The sequence below is a fragment of the Cupriavidus sp. PET2-C1 genome, assembly GCF_054515855.1.
This window is the reverse complement of sequence record NZ_CM137259.1, coordinates 3,086,653-3,110,309: the sequence shown is the minus strand read 5'-3', so window position 1 is coordinate 3,110,309 and position 23,657 is coordinate 3,086,653. Positions and strand designations below refer to the sequence as shown.

The window sequence follows — 23,657 nt, the reverse complement described above, 5'->3', positions numbered from 1 at the left end:
GGAAACAAGCCATGCCGACTTACCACGTAGAACTCTTCGAAGGCCGCACCATCGAGCAAAAGCGCAAGCTGGTCGAGGAAGTCACCCGCGTCACCTGCGAGACGCTCGGCTGCTCGGCCTCGGCCGTGGATATCATCATCACCGACATCAAGCGCGAGAACTGGTCCACCGGCGGCCAGTTGTGGGCTGACAAGAAGTAAGCCACACGCAGCTTCGCAACAGACCGCCCCCTGCCAAAAGCCGCCCCGGGCCAAAGGCCACAAGCCCCGACGCCCATGGCACGCGCCACGCCACCCGCCACGGATCTCCCCATGCAGCATTTCGCCTCCGACAACTACGCCGGCTTCTGTCCGGAATCGCTCAAGTATTTTCTCGAAGCCAACGGCAGCGGCCACGAGCAGGCCTATGGCGACGATTCGTGGACGCAAAAAGTCTGCGACCGGATCCGCGAGCTGTTCCAGACCGATTGCGAGGTGTTTTTCGTCTTCAACGGCACCGCGGCGAACTCGCTGGCGCTGTCGGCGCTGTGCCAGTCCTACCACTCGGTGATCTGCCATGAGCTGGCGCATATCGAGACCGATGAGTGCGGCGGCCCGGAGTTTTTCTCCAACGGCTCCAAGCTGCTGACCGCGCCGGGCGCCAACGGCAAGCTCACGCCCGATGCGGTGGAAGCGCTGGTGACGCGCCGCTCCGATATCCACTATCCCAAGCCCAAGGTGGTGTCGCTGACGCAGTCGACCGAGGTCGGCACGGTGTACACCGTGGAGGAAGTGCGAGCCATTGCCGCCATCGCCAGGCGCCACCAGTTGCGCGTGCACATGGACGGCGCGCGCTTTGCCAACGCCGTGGCATCACTCGGCGTGCATCCGTCGGAGATCACCTGGCGCGCAGGGGTGGACGTGCTGTGCTTCGGCGGCACCAAGAACGGCCTGCCGGTGGGCGAGGCGGTGGTGTTCTTCGACCGCAAGCTGGCCGAGGACTTTGCTTACCGCGTCAAGCAGGCCGGGCAACTGGCTTCCAAGATGCGTTTTATCTCGGCCCCGTGGCTGGGCTTGCTCGAGAACGATGTGTGGCTCGGCAACGCCCGTCATGCCAATGCCATGGCGCAGTTGCTGCATGAGCGCATCGCCAGCATCCCCGGCGTGCGCATCATGTTCCCGACCGAGTCCAACGCCGTCTTTGCCGAGCTGCCGCTCGCGGCCATCGAGGCGCTGCGTGCCAAGGGCTGGCGCTTCTATACGTTTATCGGTGCCGGCGGCTGCCGCTTCATGTGCTCGTGGGATCTGCAGCCGGAAACCGTCGAGGCGCTGGCCGCGGATATGCGCGTGGCCTGCGGTGCGTGAATGCCGCCGTCCTTATAAAATGACAACATAACAAGACAACAAAACAACAAAGACAGGAGCTCCCGCATGGCCGTTTACCGATACTGTCCGCAATGTGGCTCGCCGCTGGAATTGCTGCCGCATTCCGGGCGCGAACGTGATGCCTGCATCCAGCCAGAGTGCGGCTTTGTCCACTGGAACAACCCGCTGCCCGTGCTGGCCGCGGTGGTGGAATATGAAGGCAAGCTGCTGCTGGCGCGCAACGCCGCGTGGCCGGAAAAAATGTTTGCGCTGGTGACCGGCTTCATGGAGCGCGACGAGACGCCGGAGCAGGGCGTGGCGCGGGAACTCAAGGAAGAAACCAACCTGGACGCGCATTCGGTATCGCTGATCGGCGTGTACGAGTTCATGCGCAAGAACGAGCTGATCATTGCCTACCATGTGCAGGCGAGCGGCACCATCGCGTTGTCCGAGGAGCTGGTCGACTACAAGCTGGTGGCGCCGGAGGACATGCGGATCTGGTCGGCGGGCACGGGCTTCGCGGTGGCGGACTGGCTGGCCTCGCGTGGCCATCCGGTGCGGTTCTTCGATCGCCAGACCGGCGAGGACATTCCCGACCCGCGCCGGCGCGATGGCCAGGGGCAGCCGGGCGTTTCGCTACAATACCGGCCATAATCATCAGTCATCGATGCGACAGCGGCAGGCACGGTCCCAATGGCCCTAAAACGGCCACCATGGGCCATGCCGGCTCCTGAGCGCACAGAACCAAGGAAGAGAGGAATGGAGTTCCAGAAAGAAGTGGATGCGCGCGGCCTGAACTGCCCGCTGCCGATCCTGCGCACCAAGAAGGCGCTGGCCGACATGCCCAGCGGCGACGTTCTCAAGATTCTCGCCACGGATCCCGGCGCCACGCGGGATTTCCAGGCGTTTGCCAAGCAGACCGGCAACGAGCTGCTGTCGCACCAGGAAGTGGACAAGGTGTTCGTGTTCTACATGCGCCGGCGTTGAATCGGCGACAGCGCGACGCGGGCGCGCCCCGCGCCAAATGAAAAAAGCCGCGTTTTGCGGCTTTTTTCATGGCTCCAGATCTTCAGGCACTCAGATGCTATTGGCGCGCGCGCGCAGGTAGGTGCTGAATTCGTCCATCACCTCCGGGTGCTTGAGCGCGAACTCCACGGTGGCCTTCAGGTAGCCCAGCTTGCTGCCGCAGTCGTAGCGCACGCCCTTGTAGCGATAGGCCAGCACCTGTTCCTGGCTGAGCAGGGACTGGATGGCATCAGTGAGCTGGAACTCGCCGCCCGCGCCCGGCTTGAGGTTGCGGATATGGTCGAAGATGCGCGGGGTCAGGATGTAGCGGCCGACCACGCCCAGGTTGGACGGCGCATTCTCGGGTGCAGGTTTCTCGACAATGTCCGACACCTTGATCACGCCTTCGTCCCATTCGCGGCCATCCACCACGCCGTAGGAGCGGCTCTGCTCCGGCGCGATCTCTTCCACGCCCAGCACCGAGCAGTTGTAGTGGCCGTACATGTCAACCATCTGCTTCATGACCGGCGGATCGCCATCCAGCAGGTCATCGGCCAGCATCACGGCGAACGGTGCGTCGCCCACCAGCTTTTCCGCGCAGAGCACGGCATGGCCAAGGCCGAGCGCCTCGGGCTGGCGCACATAGAAGCACTCCACGTGCGATGGCTTGATCGAGCGCACCAAGCTGAGCAGGGCCTGCTTGTTCTTTGCCTCGAGCTCCGCTTCGAGCTCATAGGCCTTGTCGAAGTGATCCTCGATGGCGCGTTTGGAGCGGCCGGTGACGAAGATCATCTCGGTGATGCCGGCAGCCATGGCTTCTTCCACGGCGTACTGGATCAGGGGTTTGTCGACCACCGGCAGCATTTCCTTCGGGCTTGCCTTGGTAGCCGGCAAAAAACGAGTGCCGAGACCGGCTACCGGGAAGACAGCCTTGGTGACGCGGGTTTCCATATCGGTTTTCCTTATCAATTCGGTGTAGACAACCCTGCTGGTGATGCAAAGCTCATGCCGGCAAACGCTGTAGTTGATCCTGCAGCTTGACCAGCGTCTGTTCGAAATCCGACAAACGCTGGGTTTCTTGCGCGACAACGGCGGGCGGTGCCTTGGCGACAAAGCTCTCGTTGGACAGCTTGCCACGGCACTTGCCGAGTTCGGCGCTGATGCGCTCTATTTCCTTGGACAGGCGCACGCGTTCCGCGGCCACGTCGATTTCGATCTTCAGCAGCAGATGGTTGCCGCCCACGATGGCCACCGGCGCGCCGGCACCTTCCGCCATCAAGGTATTCTGATCTTCGAACACCTTGACCTCCGAAAGTTTCGCCAGTGCCTGCACATAAGCCTGGGCCGACGTCAGGAACGCGCTGTCGCCTTCCGCGTACAGCGGAATGCGCTGGGCCGGCGAGATGTTCATTTCGCCGCGCAGGTTGCGGCAGGCGTCGACCACGGCCTTGAGCTGCGCGGTCCATTGCTCGGCGGCCTCGTCGACCTTTGCCATGGCGGGCAGGGGATAGGCCTGCAGCGCCAGCGTCTCGCTGCCGTCGCCCTTGGCGCGGCCGGCCAGCGGCGCTACCTTTTGCCACAGCTCTTCGGTGATGAAGGGGATGATCGGGTGGGCCAGGCGCAGCACGGTTTCCAGCACGCGCAACAGCGTGCGGCGAGTGGCGCGCTGCTGTGCTGGGGTGCCGTTCTGGATCTGGACCTTGGCCAGTTCCAGGTACCAGTCGCAGTACTCGTCCCAGACGAACTTGTAGATGGCGCTGGCGATATTGTCGAAGCGGTACTCGGCAAAGCCCTTTTCCACTTCGGCTTCCACGCGCTGCAGCAGCGACACGATCCAGCGGTCCGGCTGCGAGAAATGCAGGTAACCGTCGGGGCCGCAGTCGTTGCTGCACGGGCCCATGCCGCAGTCGTGCCCTTCGGTGTTCATCAGCACGAAGCGCGTGGCGTTCCACAGCTTGTTGCAGAAGTTACGATAGCCTTCGCAGCGGCCGGTGTCGAAGTTGATGTTACGGCCCAGCGTGGCGAGCGAGGCGAAGGTGAAGCGCAGGGCATCGGCGCCAAATGCCGGAATGCCATCGGGGAATTCCTTCTTGGTCTTTTTCTCGATCTTGGGCGCGTCCTTGGGACGGCGCAGGCCGGTGGTGCGCTTCTTGAGCAGCGGCTCGAGCTCGATGCCATCGATCAGGTCGACCGGGTCCAGGGTGTTGCCCTCGGACTTGCTCATCTTCTTGCCTTCCGAATCCCGCACCAGGCCGTGCACATAGACGGTATGGAACGGCACCTTGCCGGTGAAGTGCTTGGTCATCATGACCATGCGCGCCACCCAGAAGAAGATGATGTCGTAACCGGTAACAAGTGCCGACGACGGCAGGAAATGTTGCAAATCCGGCGTCTCGGCGGGCCAGCCCAGCGACGAGAAGGGCACCAGGGCCGAGGAGAACCAGGTGTCGAGCACATCGTCCTCGCGGCGCAGCGGCCCGGTGCTGCCGGCCGCGCGCGCCTGGGCCTGCGCCTCTTCCTCGGTACGGGCGACGAAGCACTTGCCGGCCTCGTCGTACCAGGCCGGGATCTGGTGGCCCCACCACAGCTGGCGCGAGATGCACCAGTCCTGGATGTTCTCCAGCCACTGGTTGTAGGTGCTGTTCCAGTTATCGGGGATCAGCTTGATCTCGCCGCTCTGCACGGCGTCCAGCGCCACTTCGGCAATCGAGCGGCCCGGGTGGAAGGTGCCTTCCGGCGCCGGCTTGCTCATGGCGACGAACCACTGGTCGGTCAGCATCGGCTCGATGGCGCTGCCAGTGCGCTCGCTGCGCGGCGTCATCAGCTTGTGCTTCTTGACCTCGGCCAGCAGGCCCTGGGCATCCAGGTCCGCCACGATGCGGGTGCGCGCCTCGAAGCGGTCCAGGCCGGCATAGGCGGCGGGCGCGTCGGCGACGATCTTGGCGTCGAGCGTCAGGATGGACAGCTGCGGCAGCTTGTGGCGCTGGCCAACCGCATAGTCGTTGAAATCGTGGGCGGGAGTCACCTTGACCACGCCGGTGCCGAATTCGCGGTCGACGTAGTCGTCGGCGATCACCGGGATATCGCGGCCGGTGAGCGGCAGGCGCACAAACTTGCCGATCAGGTGCGCATAACGCTCGTCTTCCGGGTGCACCATCACGGCCACGTCGCCCAGCATGGTCTCGGGGCGGGTGGTGGCCACCGTCAGGTGGGTCAGGCCGTGCACGGCATCGGCTTCGGCCAGCGGATAGCGGATGTGCCACATCGAGCCATCTTCCTCGACGTTGTCCACTTCCAGGTCGGACACCGCGGTGCCCAGCACCGGGTCCCAGTTGACCAGGCGCTTGCCGCGGTAGATCAGGCCTTGCTCGAACAGGCGCACGAAGACTTCGGTGACCGCCTTGGACATCTCCGGCGACATCGTGAAGTACTCGTGGCTCCAGTCGATCGACGCGCCCATGCGGCGGATCTGGCGCGTAATCGTCGAGCCGGACTCTTCCTTCCACTCCCACACCTTCTCGACGAACTTCTCGCGGCCCAGCTCATGGCGCGATACGCCCTGCGTTTCCAGCTGGCGCTCCACCACGATCTGGGTGGCGATGCCGGCGTGATCGGTGCCCGGCACCCACAGGGTGTTTGCGCCGCTCATGCGGGCATGGCGGGCCAGGCCGTCCATGATGGTCTGGTTGAAGGCATGGCCCATGTGCAGCGTGCCGGTCACATTGGGCGGCGGCAGCTGGATGCAGAAGTCCGGACGGTCCGGGTCGAGGGTCGGCTTCGCGATGCCGCGCTTCTCCCACTCTGGGCCCCACTTGGCCTCAATGGCGGCGGGTTCGAAGCTCTTGGCAAGGGACTGGTCTTGGGCGGTCATGCTCGGATGTCGATGATTACGTCGGATTCTGCGGGCCAGGCGGGCAGGGGAAACGCGCCGGGAAAACGTCAAATTATAGGGGAGGCGGGTGGGGGGGGCGCGATTTCGGCCCGGGCTCGGACGCGTGGCGTCATTTTGCCGGTGCTTTGCCCTGCCGGAAAGTGCTCTGCTTACCGCTCGCGAGGGGATCCGCCGTGCTGTTTTGTGCCGTTTTGCGTGGTTCCCGGCCCGCTGCCGGGCCATCCCCCCGTGCGGCAGCGGGCGCCGCACGGGCACGAGGGGCGCCCCGGTATAATTCGGGGCACTCCACAAGGCCTCCCCGATGTCCGACCTGCTTGCCAATCTCAATGCTGAACAACTAGCCGCCGTCACTTTGCCTGACGAGCCGGCGCTGATCCTGGCTGGCGCGGGCAGCGGCAAGACGCGTGTGCTGACCACCCGCATCGCGTGGCTGATCCAGAACGGCCGGGTGTCGCCCGCCGGCCTGCTGGCGGTGACCTTTACCAACAAGGCCGCCAAGGAAATGATGACGCGGCTGACCTCGATGCTGCCGATCAACACGCGCGGCATGTGGATCGGCACCTTCCACGGGCTGTGCAACCGCATGTTGCGCGCGCATTACCGCGACGCCGGCCTGCCGCAGACCTTCGCCATCCTCGACAGCCAGGACCAGCTCTCCGCCCTCAAGCGCCTGCTCAAGTCGCTGAACGTGGATGATGAGAAGTACCCGGCCAAGAACCTGCAGTACTTCATCAACAACGCCAAGGAGCAAGGCCTGCGCCCGGCCGACGTGGAGGCCAACGACGACTTCAACCGCCGCTTCGTCGATCTCTACGCCGCCTACGATGTGCAGTGCCAGCGCGAAGGCGTGGTCGACTTCGCCGAGCTGCTGCTGCGCTGCTACGAGCTGCTGCGCTACAACGACGCGATCCGCCAGCACTACCAGCACCGCTTCCGCCATGTGCTGGTGGACGAGTTCCAGGACACCAACGTGCTGCAGTACCAGTGGCTCAAGATGCTGGCCGGCTTCGGCACGCAGAATCCGGCCGCGGTATTCGCGGTTGGCGACGACGACCAGAGCATCTACGCGTTCCGTGGCGCCAATGTCGGCAACATGCGCGACTTCGAACACGAGTTCCGCGTGCGCCACATGATCAAGCTGGAGCAGAACTACCGCTCCCATGGCCACATCCTGGATTCGGCCAACCACCTGATTGCCCATAATTCGCGCCGCCTGGGCAAGAACCTGCGCACCGATGCCGGCCACGGCGAGCCGGTGCGGGTGTACCAGGCCGGCACCGATGGCCAGGAAGCCGGCTGGATCGTGGAGGAAATCCGTGACCTGATCGCGCAGGGCATGAGCCGCTCGGAGATCGCCATCCTCTACCGCAGCAATGCGCAGTCGCGGGTGATCGAGCACGCGCTCTTCTCGGCCAGCATTTCCTATCGCGTGTACGGCGGCTTGCGCTTTTTCGAACGTGCCGAAGTCAAGCACGCGCTGGCTTACCTGCAGTTGCTGGAAAACCCGCGCAACGACGCTGCCTTCGGCCGCGTGGTGAATTTCCCCACACGCGGGATCGGCGCGCGCTCGCTGGAAGCCCTGCAGGATGCGGCGCGCCAGTACGACTGCTCGCTGGCCGAAGCCGTGGCCTTCGTGCCCGGCAAGGCCGGCAGCACGCTGGGCGCCTTTGTGCGGCTGATCGAGCAGATGCGTGCCGAGACGCGCCGCATGACGCTGCCGGAAACCGTCGAGTACGTGACCAACACCAGCGGCCTGATCACGCACTACCGCGCTGAAAAAGAAGGCCAGGACCGCATCGAGAACTTGCAGGAACTGGTGACGGCGGCGCAGGCGTTCGTGACGGAGGAAGGCTTTGGGCTGGACGCGCTGGCCAGCGCGATTCCGGTCGGGCGCGATGGCGCGCAGCCGCTGCCCGCGCTGGCCGAGGGCGACCAGGCGCAGCAGGTGCTGGATCCCGAGGCGCTGCCGGTGGTGATGACCCCGCTGGTGGCCTTCCTCACCCATGCCTCGCTGGAAGCCGGCGACAACCAGGCGCAGGCGGGCCAGGACGCCGTGCAGATGATGACGGTGCATGCCGCCAAGGGGCTGGAGTTCAACGCGGTCTTCATCACCGGGCTGGAAGAAGGGCTGTTCCCGCACGAGAACAGCGCCACGGAGGCCGACGGGCTGGAGGAGGAGCGTCGCCTGATGTACGTGGCCATCACGCGTGCGCGCGTGCGCCTCTATCTCTCGTTCGCGCAAAGCCGCGTGCTGCACGGGCAGATGCGCTACCACGTGCGCTCGCGCTTTTTCGAGGAGCTGCCCGAGGAATCGCTCAAGTGGCTGATGCCGCCTGCGCAGGCCTATGGCGGCGGCGGTGGCTCGCAGCGCCGCCAGCAGAACGAGGGCGGCTGGGGCCGCGACTGGTTCAAGAAGGCGGAGGACGTTCCCTATTCTGGCACCCAGCCTACCGGCGGCATGGACACCGGCAACGGCTATGCCGACGCCAAGCGCCAGGCCGGCTCCGGCTTGCGCATTGGCCAGAGCGTGTTCCACAACAAGTTTGGCGAAGGCGTGATCGCCGGGCTGGAAGGCGAGGGCGAAGCCGCCCGCGCGAATATCAAGTTCAAGCGCCACGGCGCCAAATGGCTGGTGCTGTCGGTCGCCAAGCTGGACCCGATCGACTGAGCGGACGGGCACCCGGGCCAGGCGGAGGGATCAGTCCAGCTGGATGTGGCCTTCCTTGATCACCTTGGCCCATTCGGTGGTCTGGGCCTGGATGAACTTCGCCGCCTCGGCGGGCGTGCCGGCCACGATCTCCCCGCCCAGGCTGGTCACGCGCTCGCGATTTTCCGGCAGGTTGATGACCTTGCGGATCGCATCCGACAGGCGCTTGACGATCTCCGGCGGCGTGCCCGCCGGCAAGAACACGCCATTCCACTCGTAGACCTCATAGTGCGGCACGCCTGCCTCGGCCAGCGTTGGCGTGTCCGGCAGGATGGCCGTGCGCTTGGCGCCAGTCACGCCCAGCACGCGCAGCTTGCCCGCGCGCACATGCTGCAGGCCCGACGCGGTGTTGGCAAAGAACACCGGCACCTGCCCGGCAATCACATCGGCCATGGCCGGGCCGCCGCCTTTGTAGGGCACGTGCAGCAGGTCCAGTTTCATGCGCTGCGCAAACAGCGCGCCCGCCAGGTGCTGGGCCGAACCGTTGCCCGAGGACGCATAGGCAATGCTGCCTGGCTTGGCGCGTGCCATCGCGATCAGCTCCTGCGTGGTCTTGGCCGGGAACTGTGGGTTCACGACCAGCATGTTGGGATACAGCGCCAGCACCGAGACCGGGGCGAAGGACTTGACCGGGTCGTAGGGCAGCCGCTTGTAGAGCGAAGGGTTGGCGGCAAACGAGGCGGCGTCGAGCAGCACCGTATAGCCATCCGGGGCGGACTTGGCGACCAGGTCCGTGCCGATCTGGCCGCCCGCGCCGGGCCGGTTGTCCACCACGATGGTCTGTCCCAGCTCCTGGCCCAGGCGCGGCGAGATCATGCGGGCCATGGTGTCGGCGCCGCCGCCGGGCGCGTACGTGACCACCAGCCGGATGGGCTTGGCCGTGGGCCAGGCCTGCGCGTGCGCAAGGCTGCAGGTGCCGGCGGCGAGCCAGCACAGGGCGGTGGCGCAAAGACGGATCGGGAATCGCATGGGTCTCCTCGGGATGTGTAGGTCTGGGTGCTGCGCCGGCCCGCGCTTGCGGTGGCGCCGCGCGCGGGCTCAGCGAACCTCGGCGCGATAGTGGAAATCGTCGGCATTGCCCAGCGTCTGGCGGAACTCCACGCGCCGGCCCGCCAGGTCAAACGCCACGCGGCTGACCGCCAGCGCGGGATGGCCCTCTGGCAAGCTCAGCTGGGCGGCCTCGCGCGCGCCCAGCCGGGTGAAGCGCAGGTCGTCGACGGCGCGGCCGACCGTGACGCCGCAACGCTCGGCATACATCGGGTAGAGCAGGGGCGCGAACTCGGCCGGCTTGAGCGTGGCCAGCGCACTAAACAGCGGCGCCGGCAGCCAGATGGTCTCGAGCAGGCGGACCTGGCCTTCCCAGCCGCGCTGGCGCAGTACGCGCAGTACCGGCGTGCCCGCAGCCAGGCCAAGCTGCACCGCGACATCCGCCGGCGCCGCCAGCGTGCGCAGCGATACGATGCGCGACTCGGGGATCTCCGAGCCGGCATCGCCAAAGCGGAAGAACCGCGCCATGGTGGCGCCGGTCAGCGCGCCGCGCACAAAGGTGCCGCGGCCATGCACGCGTTCCAGCAAGCCTTCGTCCACCAGTGCCTGGATGGCGGCGCGCATGGTGCCCAGCGCCACGCCGTAGTGCTCGGCCAGTGCGCTCTCGGCCGCAATGGCGGTGCCGGAAGCCCATTCGCCGGCCAGGATGCGGCCCTTGAGCGCGGTCGCGATGCGGGCCCAGCGCGGCGCCGCCAGGCTGGCTGGCGAGGCGTCGAGGCCGGCTCCCGTCGGGTCGGGCAGGGCGGAACGGTCTGGCATTCGTGTCTCCATGCGTGCCCCGGCGGCGGCGCCTGTTCGGGGAGAGGGGTGAACTCTAGTCATCTATAGGACTAGAGCATAGAATGGAGGGGCGCGGGTGTCAACCGGCGCTACCATTCATGGCGGCACGCGCCGTTCCTTGGGCCAGAACATGTTCCAGATCGATTCCCATTTCCACGTGTTTTCCGCCGATGCCCCCGCCGTGGGCGGGGCGCGCTACCGGCCCGCCTACGGCGCCAGCCTGGCGCAGTGGCAAGCCATCTCCGGGGCGCATGGCGTGCGCGCGGGCGTGGTGGTGCAGCCAAGCTTTTTCGGCTGCGACAACAGCGAGCTGGAAGCAGCGCTGGCGGCTTCGCCCGCGCTGCGTGGTGTTTGCGTGGTGGGCCCGGAGGCATCCGCCGGCGAGCTGGCGCGGCTGCACGGCCTGGGCGTGCGTGGCCTGCGCTGGAATATGGTGGGGCGGCACAACGACGCATCATGGCGCGATGCGCGCTGGCCCGCGCTGCTGGAGGCGGCCCACGCGCTGGGCTGGCACCTGGAGCTGCACACCGATCCGGGCCGGCTCAACGAACTGCGGGCCTGGCTGCCGGCGGTGCCGATTGCGCTGGTGCTGGATCATTTTGGCAAGCCCGCGCCTGGCGCGCAGGCCGACGCGCCGATGCTGGCTTGCGCCGCGCACTGGCGCGGGCAGAGGGAGGTCTACGTCAAGCTGAGTGCGCCGTATCGCTTGGCGGCGTATATGGCGGACACGGCGGACCTGGCAGGCGTGGTGGCTGCCTGGCACCACTGCCTCGGCGAGCAAGGCTTGCTATGGGGATCGGACTGGCCTTGGACCAATCACGAGGCCGAGGCCGGCTATGCCGGCCTGCAGCGCAAGGTGTGGGAGTGGCTGGGCCCGCTGCGCGAGGCGCCGGACCGAAACGCGGCCCGGCTGTTCGGCCTGCGAGCCGCGTGAGCCGGGTGACCCGCGTGACCCGCCCTCAGGCGGCCATGTCCGGCCTGCCGCCGGCTTCTTCCGGCACGACATTGAAGCAGCCGCGGTAGGTGGCGTAGAACGAGCAATACATGATCGCGAGCATCAGCAGCGAGTACGGCGTGACCAGGAAGGACAGCACCGCCTCAGCGCCCAATGCGCCGAACAACGCCTCAAGGAAAAAAGGCACCGCCACCAGCAAGACCGCGAACACCAAGCCATAGGCCAGGAACGCGCCACGGTTGCGCCAGCACGCGGTCCAGCTGAAGAACAGTGCTTTGACCGGCGGCACGTTGTGCCACGCGGTGAGCAGCGGCGCAAACCAGAACAGCATGGCAATCGGCGTGTACAACGCGGCCCCGATCATCAGCGCGAAGTAAAGCTGCCGCACGGATTCCGCCGACGGCGCTTCTTCCTTGAGCAGGATCGGCACCAGCGTGCTGATGTCCACGAGGCTGCCCGCGATGAGGCTCAGCACGAAGACCAGGCCTGCATAGATGCCGCCCAGCACCAGCAGGTTGCGGCTCGCTTGCTTGCCGTTGCCGCGAAATCCCGCCAGTAATACGGTCGGCAGCACGCGCTTGTTCAGGATCACCTCGCGGCAGGCGGTCATGATGCCGACCGACAGGCCCGGGGTGACCACCAGCAGCGCGATGATGCCGATCAACGGCACGAACACGGCCAGTTGCGCGGCGATCAGGTAGACAAACAACAGCATCAGGAAGGCGAGCGGGTTCTTGCGGAACAGCCAGACACCCTGGCGGAACCAGACATAACCTTCCTTGGCGGAGACTTCCAGTAATTGCATGACGGTCAGGTCCAGGGCAGCGCGGCGGCTTCGATGCGCCGGCGCAGGATGCGTTCAAAGTGGGTCGGGTCATGCGGTTGCAGCATGTCGGCCTCGCGTGGCAGGTAGAAGTCCCACAGGCGGGAAATCCAGAAGCGCAATGCGCCGGCGCGCAGCATGTCGCGCCAGTGCTGCGCCTCGATGGGGCCCAGCGGCCTCACGGCATGATAAGCCCGCAGCAAGGCCTGGCCGCGGGCCGCGTCGAGCGCGCCGCTGGCCAGGTCGATGCACCAGTCGTTGACGGTGACGGCCAGGTCGAACAGCCACTTGTCGTTGCCGGCGAAGTAGAAATCGAAGAAGCCCCCCAGTTTCTCCTGCCCGGCAGGGCCATCCTCGAACAGCGCGTTGTCACGGAACAGGTCGCAATGGCAAGGGCCGCCGGGCAGCGCCGCGTACTCCGCGCCGCCGAAGAAAGCGGTCTGGTGGGCCAGTTCCTCGCGCAACAACGCCTGCTGGCCGGCATCCAGGAAGGGCAGGATCTCGCCTTCCGTTTGCTGCCACCACGGCAGGCTGCGCAGGTTGGGCTGCTGGCGCGGATAGCTCTGGCCGGCAAGGTGCATGCGGGCGAGCATGTCACCCACTTGGGCGCAGTGCCCCACGCCAGGCGTCAGCTGCGAGCCGCCCGGCAGGCGCGTGACGATGGCCGCCGGCTTGCCCTTGAGGGCGCGCAGGATCTCGCCGTCGCGGCCCGGGATGGGCGCCGGCACGCGGATGTCGTGCGCGGCCAGGTGGGCCATCAGGTGCAGGTAGTACGGCAGTTGCTCGAACGTCAGGCGCTCGAAGATGGTCAGCACGTACTCGCGTGTGACACCGTCCTGCTCCATGGTCAGGAAGAAATTACTGTTCTCGATGCCCGAGGCAATGCCGCGCAAGTCGCGCATTTCGCCCAGGTTGTAATCAAGGAGCCAACTGGCGATCTCGTCCGGCGAGACCGTGGTGAATACGGCCATACTCTTTGTGTGAATCGAAACGGATGGCGGCGGGCGCAAGCAGAGCTTGGCTTTCGCGGCATGGATGCCGGAAGCGCCGGCGCGGCCCCGCCGTGATCATCTGGCGGGGTCGTGGGAAATCAGAAACAAGACAGCAGAAACCAGGCAGCGGAAACACAAGAACGGACGCGAAAATCAGGGTGCGCAAGCCGGGATTCCAAAACCTGGCGCCCGGTGCTCAGAATTGCAGCACCTTGACCGATGGTACGCGGTTCGTATCGTGGTCCCGGATCTTCGGCGAGCTGTCTTCCGGCTTGCTCATCTGGTATTTGGTGCCCATGCCGGACTTGACCTCGATATCGGTGGCCTGGCCCTTGTTCTTGTATTCCCGGATCTGGGTGCCATCCCGCTCATTGAGCTGGAAGCTCGGTTCGCGAGGCTGGTTCAGCTGGGTCTTGGCCGGCGAGGTGATCGGCTTGTTGTTGATCTGGTTCAGCTCTTGCTGGGTCAGCGCGCCGCCTGCCTGCTCGGCCGGCTGCGCCATCACCGCGGCCGGGGCGCCAAGCGCCACCAGTGCCGCAAAAGCCAGCACGCGGACGGCGGCCGGACGGGGGGCTCCAAGCGGCTCCGGCGCTTGCGCGCGGGCGGTGGCCAGGAGTGAGGGGGAGGTCATTGATGGCTCCTGCGCGGTGCAGCAGGCCGGGGGCATGCTGCGCCACAAATGGCGCTGCAGCCCGGCGGCGCCGGGCTTTGGCAGTGTGTCAGGCTTCCATTCTAGCAATTCCTGCCCGCGCCGGGCCGCTCGCGGTGACCCTGCGGGCACCTTTGCGGGGCGGGCGGCGCGCCTGGAAGCGGGCTGGCGGGCCTGTTGGGCCTGTTCTACCTGGCTTACAGGTAGAACATCTCTTCCTTGGGCGGGATCGGGTTGTCGCCACCGCGCTGCTCGTAGTATTCATATACCGCTTCGAGCACTTCATGCGGCTCGTCCACGATCTTCATCAGGTCGAGGTCATGCTCGGCGATCAGGCCCATCGGCAGCAGCGTGAAGCGGAACCAGTCAAGCAGGCCCTTCCAGAAGCGGCTGCCGAACAGCACCACCGGCACGGCGCGGGACTTGCCGGTCTGCACCAGCGTCAGCACTTCGGCCAGCTCATCCAGCGTGCCGAAACCGCCCGGCATCACGATAAAGGCGTCCGAGTTCTTGACGAAGGTGACCTTGCGCGTGAAGAAGTGGCGAAAGCGCATGGCGATGTCCTGGTAGGGATTGCCTTGCTGCTCGTGCGGAAGCTCGATGTTCAGGCCCACGCTGGCCGACTTGCCCGCGTGGGCGCCCTTGTTGGCCGCCTCCATGATGCCCGGGCCGCCGCCCGAGATCACCGCGAAGCCGGCGTCGGAGAACAGGCGGGCGATCTCGATGGTGCGCTGGTAGTAAGGCGAATCCTCGCGCAGGCGCGCGCTGCCGTAGATCGATACCGCCGGGCGGATCTCCGAAAGGTACTCGGTCGCCTCGATGAACTCTGCCATAATCGTGAACATTTGCCACGAAGCGCGCGCCTTCTTTGCAGTCGCGCGGTCTTCGTCGGCCAGCGCACGCAGGCTGGGAATCATCTTGCGTGGGTTGGCGCGGATGCCGGCGGCGGGAGACGTATCTCCCGGGCCATCGGCAGCGGCGCTGACCGTCACGTTCACGTCCATATCGGCCGCGGTGGTAATACTGCCATGCGCGGCCTGCTTGAGGGCTGCCGCCGGGTTATCGGCGCCGGCTGCGTCGGAAGGGGGGGCGGCGTTCGCACCGCCTGCGGCGGCACCAGTCAATTTTGAGTCCATGGGAATGTCGGATAGTCCAAAAACACTCTTGCTCGTCGATGGGTCGAGCTATCTGTATCGTGCGTATCACGCTCTGCCGGACCTGAGGAACGGTGAGGGCCTGCCCACAGGGGCAATCTACGGCATGATCAATATGCTGCGCAAGCTGCGCAGCGATTTCCCGGCAGAGTATAGCGCCTGCGTGTTCGACGCCAAGGGTAAGACCTTCCGCGACGACCTGTATCCGGCCTACAAGGAGCATCGCCCGTCGATGCCCGAGGACCTGGCCAAGCAGATCGAGCCGATCCACGAAGCGGTGCGTGCGCTGGGCTGGCCCATCGTGGTGGTGGAAGGCGTGGAGGCGGACGACGTGATCGGCACGCTGGCGCGCCGGGCCACCGCCGAAGGCATGCGCACGGTGGTCTCCACTGGCGACAAGGACCTGGCGCAACTGGTCGACGACCACGTCACGCTGGTCAACACCATGAGCGGGGAGATTCTCGACCCGCCCGGCGTGGCCGCCAAGTTCGGCGTGCCGCCGGCGCGCATCGTCGACTATCTCTCGCTGATCGGCGACGCCGTGGACAATGTGCCCGGCGTGCCCAAGGTGGGCCCCAAGACCGCGGTCAAATGGCTGGCCGAGTACGGCACGCTCGACGATGTCATGGCCAATGCCCCCGGCATCAAGGGCGTGGTGGGCGAGAACCTGCGCAACACGCTGGCGTGGCTGCCCAAGGCGCGCGAGCTGGTGACGGTCAAGACCGATTGCGACCTGACGAGCTCGTTGGCCGACTTCCACCAGCTGGAGGGCAGCAGCGAGGACAAGGACAAGCTGATTGACTTCTTTGCGCGCTATGGCTTCAAGACCTGGCTGCGCGAGGCCACCGGCGAAAGCCTGCCCAACCCGCGCGCCCAGGCGCGCGCAAGCGCGGCGGCGCCTGCGGCCGGCGCCGATGCGGGCCCGGCCCAGGGCGGCCTGTTCGACAGTGCCCCAGCCCCGGCCCAGATCCGCTACGAGACCGTCGCCACCGAGGCGGCGCTGGAGGCCTGGATGCGGCGCATCGAAACCGCGCCGCTGGTGTCCATCGATACCGAGACCACTTCGCTGGACCCGCTGCAGGCCCAACTGGTCGGCATCTCGCTGTCGATCGAGCCGGGCGAAGCCTGCTATATCCCGGTGGCGCACCGCGGCCCGGATGTGGTGGGCCTGGAAGCCAATGGCCAGCTCACGCGCGAGGCCGTGCTGGCGCGCATGCGCGCCTGGCTCGAAGACCCGTCGCGCGGCAAGGTCGGCCAGAACCTGAAATACGATTCGCATGTCTTTGCCAATCACGGCATCAGCCTGCGCGGCATCGTGCACGACACCATGCTGCAGAGCTACGTGCTGGCGTCCCACCGCAACCATGGCATGGACAGCCTGGCCGAGCGCCTGCTCGGCCTGAAGACCATCAGCTACGAGGAAGTGTGCGGCAAGGGCGCGAGCCAGATCGGCTTTGACCAGATCGACATCGCGCGCGCCACCGAGTACGCGGCCGAGGATGCCGACGTCACGCTGCGCCTGCATTGCAATATGTACCCGCAGGTCGAGGCGTTGCCGGGGGTGCATTACGTCTACGAAAAGATCGAGATGCCGGTCTCGGTGGTGCTGCAGAAGATAGAGCGCAACGGCGTGCTGATCGACGCCGAGCGCCTGGGCGCGCAAAGCACGCAGCTCGGCCAGCGCATGCTGACGCTGGAGCAGGCCGCGTACGAGGCCGCGGGCCAGCCTTTCAACCTGGGCTCGCCCAAGCAGATCGGCGAGATCCTGTTCGGCCAGATGAAGCTGCCGGTGGTCAAGAAGACCGCCAGCGGCGCGCCGTCCACCGACGAAGAAGTGTTGCAGAAGCTGGCCGAGGATTACCCGCTGCCCAAGCTGCTGCTGGACTACCGCGGCCTGGCCAAGCTCAAGTCCACCTACACCGACAAGCTGCCGAAGATGGTCAACCCGGCCACCGGCCGCGTGCACACCAGCTACGGGCAGACCACCGCGGTGACCGGCCGGCTGGCTTCCACCGAGCCCAACCTGCAGAACATCCCGGTGCGCACCGAGGAAGGCCGGCGTATCCGCGAGGCCTTCATCGCCGGGCCGGGCAACGTGATCGTGTCGGCCGACTACTCGCAGATCGAGTTGCGCATCATGGCCCATATCTCTGGCGACGAGAACCTGATGCGCTCGTTCGCCGAGGGCGAGGACGTGCACCGCGCCACCGCCGCGGAGATCTTCGGCGTGGCGCCGGATGCCGTCAGCAGCGAGCAGCGCCGCTATGCCAAGGTCATCAACTTCGGCCTGATCTACGGCATGAGCGCCTTCGGCCTGGCCGGCAACCTCGGCATCGAGCGCGAGGCTGCCAAGCACTACATCGACCGCTATTTCATGCGCTATCCCGGCGTGGCGCGGTATATGGAAGAAACGCGCCAGACCGCGCGCGAGCAGGGCTTTGTCGAGACCGTGTTCGGGCGCCGCCTGTGGCTGCCGGACATCAATGGCGGCAACGGCCCGCGCCGCCAGGGCGCCGAGCGCGCCGCCATCAACGCGCCGATGCAAGGTACTGCCGCCGACCTGATCAAGCTGTCGATGATCGCGGTGCAGGATTGGCTGGAACGCGATGGCCTGGGCACGCGCCAGGTCATGCAGGTGCACGATGAACTGGTGCTGGAAGTGCCGCAGGCCGAGCTGGAGCTGGTCAAGGTGAAGTTGCCGGAACTGATGTGCAACGTGGCTGAACTGCGTGTGCCGCTGGTGGCCGAGGTTGGCGCCGGCAGCAACTGGGAGGAGGCCCACTAAGCGCGCGGGGTGGCCTTCGGGGCCGCCCCGGGATTGCACCCGTCCCGGTATTCCTGCATCCTGGTTTCGATTGAAGCGACCGCTGAATCGGTGAATGGCGTCTTGCCAGTTGTGCTGCTGTGCAGCAGACTGATGAAAAGCCGAGGTCACTGGCTCGCGTCAGGCCCCGCAAAAGAATATCGACGACACTGGGTAGATCATGAGCACAGAGGGAAGGGCGCATCGCATCATCGTAGTCGGAGGAGGAGCAGGCGGGCTGGAGCTGGTCACGCGGCTGGGCGACAAGCTCGGCAAGTCCGGGGCCGCGCAGGTCGTGCTGGTGGACCGCTCCCCCACGCATATCTGGAAACCGCTGCTGCATGAAGTTGCCGCCGGCAGCATGGATCCCCACACCCATCAGCTTGAATACGTGGCGCAGGCCCGCTGGCATCATTTCGAATTCCAGCAAGGCGAGCTGACCGGCATCGACCGGGATCGCAAGACCATCGCGGTGGCGGCCTGCGTCGACCTCGACGGCACGGAGCTCTTGCCCGCACGCGATCTTTCCTATGACACCCTGGTGCTGGCGATTGGCTGCGTCACGCATTTCTTCGGCGTGCCCGGCGCTGCCGAGAACGCCATCGCGCTCGACACCGTGGACCAGGCGGAGCGCTTCCGCCGCAAGCTGATCTCGGCCTGCGTGCGCGCCCAGAACGGGCGCGGGCGCATCGGCGAGGACAACCGGCCGCGCGTGGACGTCGCCATCATCGGTGCCGGCGCCACCGGTGTCGAGCTCTCCGCCGAGTTGCGCAATACCGCGCATGTGCTCAGCGCCTACGGGCTGCATCAGCTCGATCCGCGCCGCGATGTGCGCATCCACGTGATCGAGGCCGGCCCGCGCATCCTGCCCGCGCTGTCCGAGCGCGTGTCCACCGAAACCACCAAGCTGCTGCACAAGCTCGATATCGAAGTCCTCACCGCCGAGCGCGTGACCGAAGTCACCGAGGACGCGGTGCTGACCGCCAGCGGCAAGCGGGTCGACGCCGACCTGACGGTGTGGGCCGCCGGCATTACCGCGCCGGCGGTGCTGTCCACCCTGGGCCTGCCGGTCAGCCGCATGGGCCAGATCATCGTCAAGCCCACGCTGCAAAGCGAGGCCGATCCCGATATCTTTGCCTTTGGCGATTGCGCCAGCTGCCCCTGGCCCGAGAAGCAGGGCGCGGTCCCCCCGCGCGCCCAGGCCGCGCACCAGCAGGCCATGTTCCTCTACGGCGCGCTGCGCGCGCGCCTGGGCGGCAAGCCGCTGCCGTCGTTTGCCTTCAAGGACCTGGGCTCGCTGGTGTCGCTGGGCCATTTCAGCGCGGTCGGCAGCCTGATGGGCGGCCTGATCGGCGGCTCCATGTTTATCGAAGGGCTGATGGCGCGCGTGATGTACAGCTCGCTGTACCGCATGCACGTCATGGCGTTGCACGGCGCCGTGGGCATGGGGCTCGATACCGTGACCCACTGGCTGCGCAGCAAGACCAGCCCGCGCGTCAAGCTGCACTGACACGCGCCGGCGCAGGGCGAATCGCACTGCGAATCGCCCCGCTTGCCGGCCGCGTGCGCTGGACTCCATGTTTGCTTAGAATCGGATCTCGCCACGGCGGCTGTGCCGCGCCGTGCGCTGTCCATCCAGATTCGCCATCCACGCCAGACAGGAGACCGCATGCTGAAGCCAGAAGTCGACAGCCTCGTACCCAGCCAGTCCTTTGACCGCCGCGCGTTCGTCAAGACGGCGCTGGGTTCGGCCTTTGCCGCAGCAGCCTTGCCCGTGATGGCACAGGCCATCAAGACCGATTTCGCCGGCCTCACCGCCGGCGAGGTGACGATTTCCTCGGGCGGCTTCAGCATGCCGGCGTACCGCGCCCAGCCGGAAGGCAAGACCAGCCTGCCGGTGGTGCTGGTGGTGAGCGAGATCTTCGGCGTGCATGAGCACATCGCCGACATCTGCCGACGCTTTGCCAAGCTGGGCTACCTCGCCATCGCGCCGGAGCTGTTCGCGCGCCAGGGCGACCCGAGCAGCTTCGGCACCATCCAGGAACTGCAGGCGAAGCTGATCTCCAAGGTCCCCGACGAACAAGTGATGGGCGATCTCGATGCTGCGGTAGCCTGGGCCAAGGCCAACGGCGGCAACACCAGCCGCCTGGCCATTACCGGCTTCTGCTGGGGCGGGCGCATTACCTGGCTGTACGCCGCGCACAGCCAGCAGGTGAAGGCAGGCGTGGCCTGGTATGGCCAGCTGGTGGGCGAGCCGACCCCGATCAAGCCGCGCAACCCGATCGACCTGGCCGGCCAGCTCAAGGTGCCGGTGCTGGGCCTCTACGGCGGCAAGGACACCGGCATCACGCAGGAACAGGTCGAGAAGATGAAGGCGGCGCTGGCGGCATCGAGCGACCCCTTTGCCAAGGCTTCCTCGTTCGTGGTCTACCCGGAATCCGGCCATGCCTTCAACGCGGACTACCGCCCGAGCTACCGGGAAGCGGATGCCAAGGACGGCTGGCAGCGTTGCCTGGCCTGGTTCAAGCAGCACGGGGTTTGAGGCGCGGGCACGTCCTGGCACGCATTTGCGGCAGGGTGCGGCGCTGCCGCGCCCGCAGCCAGGATCGGCCTGTGCCACGGGATTTGCAAAACCGGCTGCAACCTACGTACAATGCGGGCTTCGTTTCTTGCAACCGTGTTGCGTTTGAGATCGATGCTGCTCCCTAAGAACGGAAAAGCCGATCCCGGGAGCCCATCATCGATTCCACGCTTGTCTACATCCTGCTTGCCGCCACCATCTCGGGGGTGGGCAGTATCTTTGGCGCGGCGCTGCTGTCGCTGACCGTGGCCTCCCGCGTGGTCGAGCGCATGGTGAGTTTCTCGGTGGGGGTGCTGCTGGCCACGGCGCTGCTGCATTCCCTGCCCGAGGCGTTCGAGTCCGGCGCCGATCCGCGAGCCTTGTTCGGTACCCTGCTGGCCGGCCTGCTCGGTTTCTTCCTGCTGGAGAAAGTCGCGCTGCTGCGCCACTCGCATCATCACGAGGGCGATGGGCACCACCACCACCACGGCCATGACCGCGAGGAAGCTGGCCGTAGCGGCATGACCATCCTGGTGGGCGATACCTTCCACAATTTCGCCGACGGCATCGTGATCGCCGCGGCCTTCCTGGCGGATCCGCATATTGGCCTGGTCACCGCGCTGGCCATCGCCGCGCACGAGATCCCGCAGGAGGTGGGCGACTTCATCGTGCTGCTCAACGCTGGGTTCTCGAAGGCGCGCGCCTTTGCCTTTAACCTGCTGTCCAGCCTGGCGGCCATCGCCGGCGGGGTGGTGGGGTACTACCTGCTCGACCAGATGAGCGGCTGGATTCCCTACGTGCTGGTGATAGCTTCAAGCAGCTTCGTCTATATCGCCGTGAGCGACCTGATGCCGCAGATGCAGCGCAAGCCGCGCTGGCGCGAGTCGATCATCCAGGTTGTGCTGGTCGCCACCGGGATCTGCGCTATCTTCTTCATCACCAATGGCGTGCACGAAGCGCATGGCCATGCGCATGGCGTGGCGGCTGCCGCCCGATAAGCTGGCCCGGGCGGCTTGCGCCGCTCGCCATCAGGCCCCGCTTGCCACTGGCCGCGCCGGGTCGGCGCACCACTCGCTCCATGAGCCCGGATAGAGCGCCGCGCCCGGCATGCCGGCCACTTCCAGTGCCAGCAGGTTATGGCAGGCGGTCACGCCCGATCCGCACTGCATGATCGCCTCGCTGGCCGGCTTGCTGCCCAGCACCTGCCCGAACTCCTGGCGCAACGCGCTAGCCGGCTTGAAGCTGCCGTTCTCCCCCAGGTTGTCCTTGAAGAAGCGGTTGGCCGCGCCCGGGATATGTCCACCTACGGGGTCCAGCGTTTCATTCTCGCCACGGAAGCGGTCTGCCGCACGGGCGTCCACCACCAGCCGGGCCGGATTTGCCAGGTTCGCCAGCACGGCGCCGGCGTCCACCGTGGCCACCAGCGCCGCCTTGCGCGTCAGGTTGCCCGGGGTTTCGGGCTCTGGCGTGTTGCCTGCCTCGAGCGGCAGGCCCGCCGCCACCCACGTATTCTTGCCGCCATCCAGCACGGCCACCGCGCCGTGGCCCAGCCAGCGCAGCAGCCACCAGGCGCGCGCCGCGTACATGCCGCCCTGCGCGTCGTAGGCAATGACCTGGGTGTCTTCGTTCACGCCCAGCACGCGCAGGCGCGCGGTCAGCGTGTCCGGGTCCGGCAACGGGTGCCGGCCGTTGGTGCCGGTTTTCTCGCCGGACAGCTCGTTGTCCAGGTGCAGGTAGAAGGCGCCGGGCAGGTGGCCCACGTGATAGGCCTCGCGTCCGGCGGCCGGGTTGGCCAGGTCGAAACTGCAGTCGATCACGACGCTGTGGCGGCTGCCGTCTTCGCGCAGCGCGCGCAGGTCCTGGCTGGAGATCAGGGTGGTGAACATGGCGTAACCTTGGGTTGGGATCGTTGCGCCGCAACGGCACGGGCAGGCGCGGTGGAGGGGCGGAGCGAGCACGGTCCGCCGCCCCCAGATGCTACACCTCGGGGTGCACTTCCGCCTCGGCCGACTTGACCGGGGTATCGGCGGTTGGCTGCCGGTTGGAGCCTTCACGCGCCCGGGTCAGCGTGGTGGCGATGCCGCTGGCGATGATCAGCGCCATGCCGACCCAGGACAGCCAATTGAGCTGGTCGCGCCAGACAATCATGCCCCAGAGGCTGGAGAACACGATGCCGGCGTATTGCAGGTTGGCGGTGAGCAGCGTGTTGCCGCGCTTGTAGGCGCGCGTCATCGCGGTCTGGCCAAGCGTGGCCAGGATGCCGATCGCCAGCAGCAGGCCCGCGCCGCGCCAGGTGTGGGGGCTCGGGCCGGTGTACAGCATCCAGGCCAGGCCTACCACCATCCCGACTGCCGAGAAATAGAACACGATGCGGCCTTCGGGCTCGCCCAGCTGGCCGAGCTGGCGCACCTCGACATAGGCCAGCGCGGTGAACATGCCGGAGATCAGGCCGATCAGGCCGCCGGTGAGCTGGTTATGGCCGACGGACGGCTGCAACAGGCAGATGACGCCACCGAACGACATCAGGATGGCGCCGATCAGCTTGCGGTCCGCGCCGCCGGTGCCGGTCAAGGCTGCGCCGGCGCCCAGGATCAGCGCGATCCAGACCGGCGACATGTAATTCAGGGTCATCGCCGTGGCCAGCGGCAGCATGGTGATCGAGGTGAACCACAGCAGCAGGGCGGTCACGCCGAACAGGCTGCGCTTGATATGCATGGCCATGTGCGGCGTACGCACCGACGTGCCCGACGAAGCCAGCACCGTCCACATGATGATCACGCCGATCAGGCTGCGATAGAACACGATCTCGCCCGTGGCATAGATCTCGGATGCCAGCTTGACGCCCACCCCCATTAACGAGAAGGCGAAGGCGGCGAACAGCATCCAGAGCGATTGCATGGTGGGGCGAAAGGAAGAATGGACAGCGCGCGAAGCGGCTCCTGGCGGG

Annotated in this window: 20 protein-coding genes; 10 read left to right on the top strand and 10 right to left on the bottom strand. The window is 66.4% G+C overall.

Translation table 11 applies throughout. The annotated features are described in order from the left end of the window. The first annotated feature begins 11 nt into the window (after positions 1–11). From ACX12D_RS14035 to ACX12D_RS14020, 4 genes are all read left to right on the top strand, one after another. Positions 12–200, top strand: a complete 189-nt coding sequence (locus ACX12D_RS14035) for a 4-oxalocrotonate tautomerase (protein WP_043348354.1) — start codon at positions 12–14, stop codon at positions 198–200. A gap of 111 nt (positions 201–311) precedes the next feature. Next, positions 312–1,343 (top strand): threonine aldolase family protein, encoded by a 1,032-nt coding sequence (locus ACX12D_RS14030; protein WP_459371556.1) that lies wholly within the window; start codon positions 312–314, stop codon positions 1,341–1,343. 66 nt (positions 1,344–1,409) lie between these two features. Continuing rightward, positions 1,410–1,997, top strand: a complete 588-nt coding sequence (locus tag ACX12D_RS14025) for an NUDIX domain-containing protein (protein WP_459371555.1) — start codon at positions 1,410–1,412, stop codon at positions 1,995–1,997. Between the two features lie 105 nt (positions 1,998–2,102). After that, complete coding sequence (locus ACX12D_RS14020) at positions 2,103–2,330, top strand: sulfurtransferase TusA family protein (RefSeq protein ID WP_043348346.1); 228 nt, start codon at positions 2,103–2,105, stop codon at positions 2,328–2,330. 90 nt (positions 2,331–2,420) lie between these two features. On the opposite strand, the gene galU is transcribed toward ACX12D_RS14020, so the two are convergent. Both galU and ACX12D_RS14010 read right to left on the bottom strand, forming a co-directional pair. Next, positions 2,421–3,299, bottom strand: coding sequence for a UTP--glucose-1-phosphate uridylyltransferase GalU (gene galU / locus ACX12D_RS14015; protein WP_459371554.1), 879 nt, complete (start codon positions 3,297–3,299; stop codon positions 2,421–2,423). A 52-nt stretch (positions 3,300–3,351) separates the two neighbouring features. After that, positions 3,352–6,219: a valine--tRNA ligase gene (locus tag ACX12D_RS14010; protein ID WP_459371553.1), complete on the bottom strand. Its 2,868-nt coding sequence runs from the start codon at positions 6,217–6,219 to the stop codon at positions 3,352–3,354. A 322-nt stretch (positions 6,220–6,541) separates the two neighbouring features. Between ACX12D_RS14010 and ACX12D_RS14005 the strand changes: the two genes are divergently transcribed. Beyond that, positions 6,542–8,908, top strand: a complete 2,367-nt coding sequence (locus ACX12D_RS14005; protein ID WP_459371551.1) for a UvrD-helicase domain-containing protein — start codon at positions 6,542–6,544, stop codon at positions 8,906–8,908. 30 nt (positions 8,909–8,938) lie between these two features. Here the strand turns inward: ACX12D_RS14005 and ACX12D_RS14000 are convergent, their stop codons facing one another. Then, the gene (locus ACX12D_RS14000; protein WP_459371550.1) at positions 8,939–9,916 is read right to left on the bottom strand and encodes a tripartite tricarboxylate transporter substrate binding protein; all 978 of its coding nucleotides are present in this window, start codon (positions 9,914–9,916) and stop codon (positions 8,939–8,941) included. 69 nt (positions 9,917–9,985) lie between these two features. Next, positions 9,986–10,753 carry a GntR family transcriptional regulator gene (locus ACX12D_RS13995; RefSeq protein WP_459371549.1) on the bottom strand — a complete coding sequence of 256 codons (768 nt, stop codon included), beginning with the start codon at positions 10,751–10,753 and terminating at the stop codon, positions 9,986–9,988. 151 nt (positions 10,754–10,904) lie between these two features. Between ACX12D_RS13995 and ACX12D_RS13990 the strand changes: the two genes are divergently transcribed. After that, the gene (locus ACX12D_RS13990) at positions 10,905–11,708 is read left to right on the top strand and encodes an amidohydrolase family protein (protein WP_459371548.1); all 804 of its coding nucleotides are present in this window, start codon (positions 10,905–10,907) and stop codon (positions 11,706–11,708) included. A gap of 25 nt (positions 11,709–11,733) precedes the next feature. Here ACX12D_RS13990 and ACX12D_RS13985 read toward each other — a convergent pair whose 3' ends face one another. From ACX12D_RS13985 to ACX12D_RS13970, 4 genes are all read right to left on the bottom strand, one after another. Continuing rightward, positions 11,734–12,534 (bottom strand): BPSS1780 family membrane protein, encoded by an 801-nt coding sequence (locus ACX12D_RS13985; protein WP_459371547.1) that lies wholly within the window; start codon positions 12,532–12,534, stop codon positions 11,734–11,736. 5 nt (positions 12,535–12,539) lie between these two features. After that, on the bottom strand, positions 12,540–13,523 hold the full coding sequence (locus ACX12D_RS13980; protein WP_459371546.1) for a homoserine kinase: 984 nt from the start codon (positions 13,521–13,523) through the stop codon (positions 12,540–12,542). A 217-nt stretch (positions 13,524–13,740) separates the two neighbouring features. Then, entirely contained in the window at positions 13,741–14,175 is a 435-nt protein-coding gene (locus ACX12D_RS13975) for a hypothetical protein (RefSeq protein WP_459371545.1), read from the bottom strand. Positions 14,176–14,390: 215 nt separating this feature from the next. After that, positions 14,391–15,329: an LOG family protein gene (locus ACX12D_RS13970; RefSeq protein WP_441634457.1), complete on the bottom strand. Its 939-nt coding sequence runs from the start codon at positions 15,327–15,329 to the stop codon at positions 14,391–14,393. Positions 15,330–15,333: 4 nt separating this feature from the next. On the opposite strand from ACX12D_RS13970, the gene polA reads away from it, so the two are divergent. From polA to ACX12D_RS13950, 4 genes are all read left to right on the top strand, one after another. Further along, complete coding sequence (gene polA / locus ACX12D_RS13965; RefSeq protein WP_459371544.1) at positions 15,334–18,132, top strand: DNA polymerase I; 2,799 nt, start codon at positions 15,334–15,336, stop codon at positions 18,130–18,132. Positions 18,133–18,331: 199 nt separating this feature from the next. Next, complete coding sequence (locus tag ACX12D_RS13960; RefSeq protein WP_459371543.1) at positions 18,332–19,660, top strand: NAD(P)/FAD-dependent oxidoreductase; 1,329 nt, start codon at positions 18,332–18,334, stop codon at positions 19,658–19,660. A gap of 159 nt (positions 19,661–19,819) precedes the next feature. Then, the gene (locus ACX12D_RS13955) at positions 19,820–20,692 is read left to right on the top strand and encodes a dienelactone hydrolase family protein (RefSeq protein ID WP_459371542.1); all 873 of its coding nucleotides are present in this window, start codon (positions 19,820–19,822) and stop codon (positions 20,690–20,692) included. Positions 20,693–20,928: 236 nt separating this feature from the next. After that, entirely contained in the window at positions 20,929–21,708 is a 780-nt protein-coding gene (locus tag ACX12D_RS13950) for a ZIP family metal transporter (protein ID WP_459374024.1), read from the top strand. A gap of 30 nt (positions 21,709–21,738) precedes the next feature. On the opposite strand, the gene ACX12D_RS13945 is transcribed toward ACX12D_RS13950, so the two are convergent. Both ACX12D_RS13945 and ACX12D_RS13940 read right to left on the bottom strand, forming a co-directional pair. Beyond that, positions 21,739–22,596, bottom strand: coding sequence for a sulfurtransferase (locus tag ACX12D_RS13945; RefSeq protein WP_459371541.1), 858 nt, complete (start codon positions 22,594–22,596; stop codon positions 21,739–21,741). Positions 22,597–22,687: 91 nt separating this feature from the next. After that, a complete protein-coding gene (locus tag ACX12D_RS13940) occupies positions 22,688–23,608 on the bottom strand; it encodes a DMT family transporter (protein WP_459371540.1) in 921 nt (306 codons plus the stop codon). Positions 23,609–23,657: the final 49 nt, after the last annotated feature.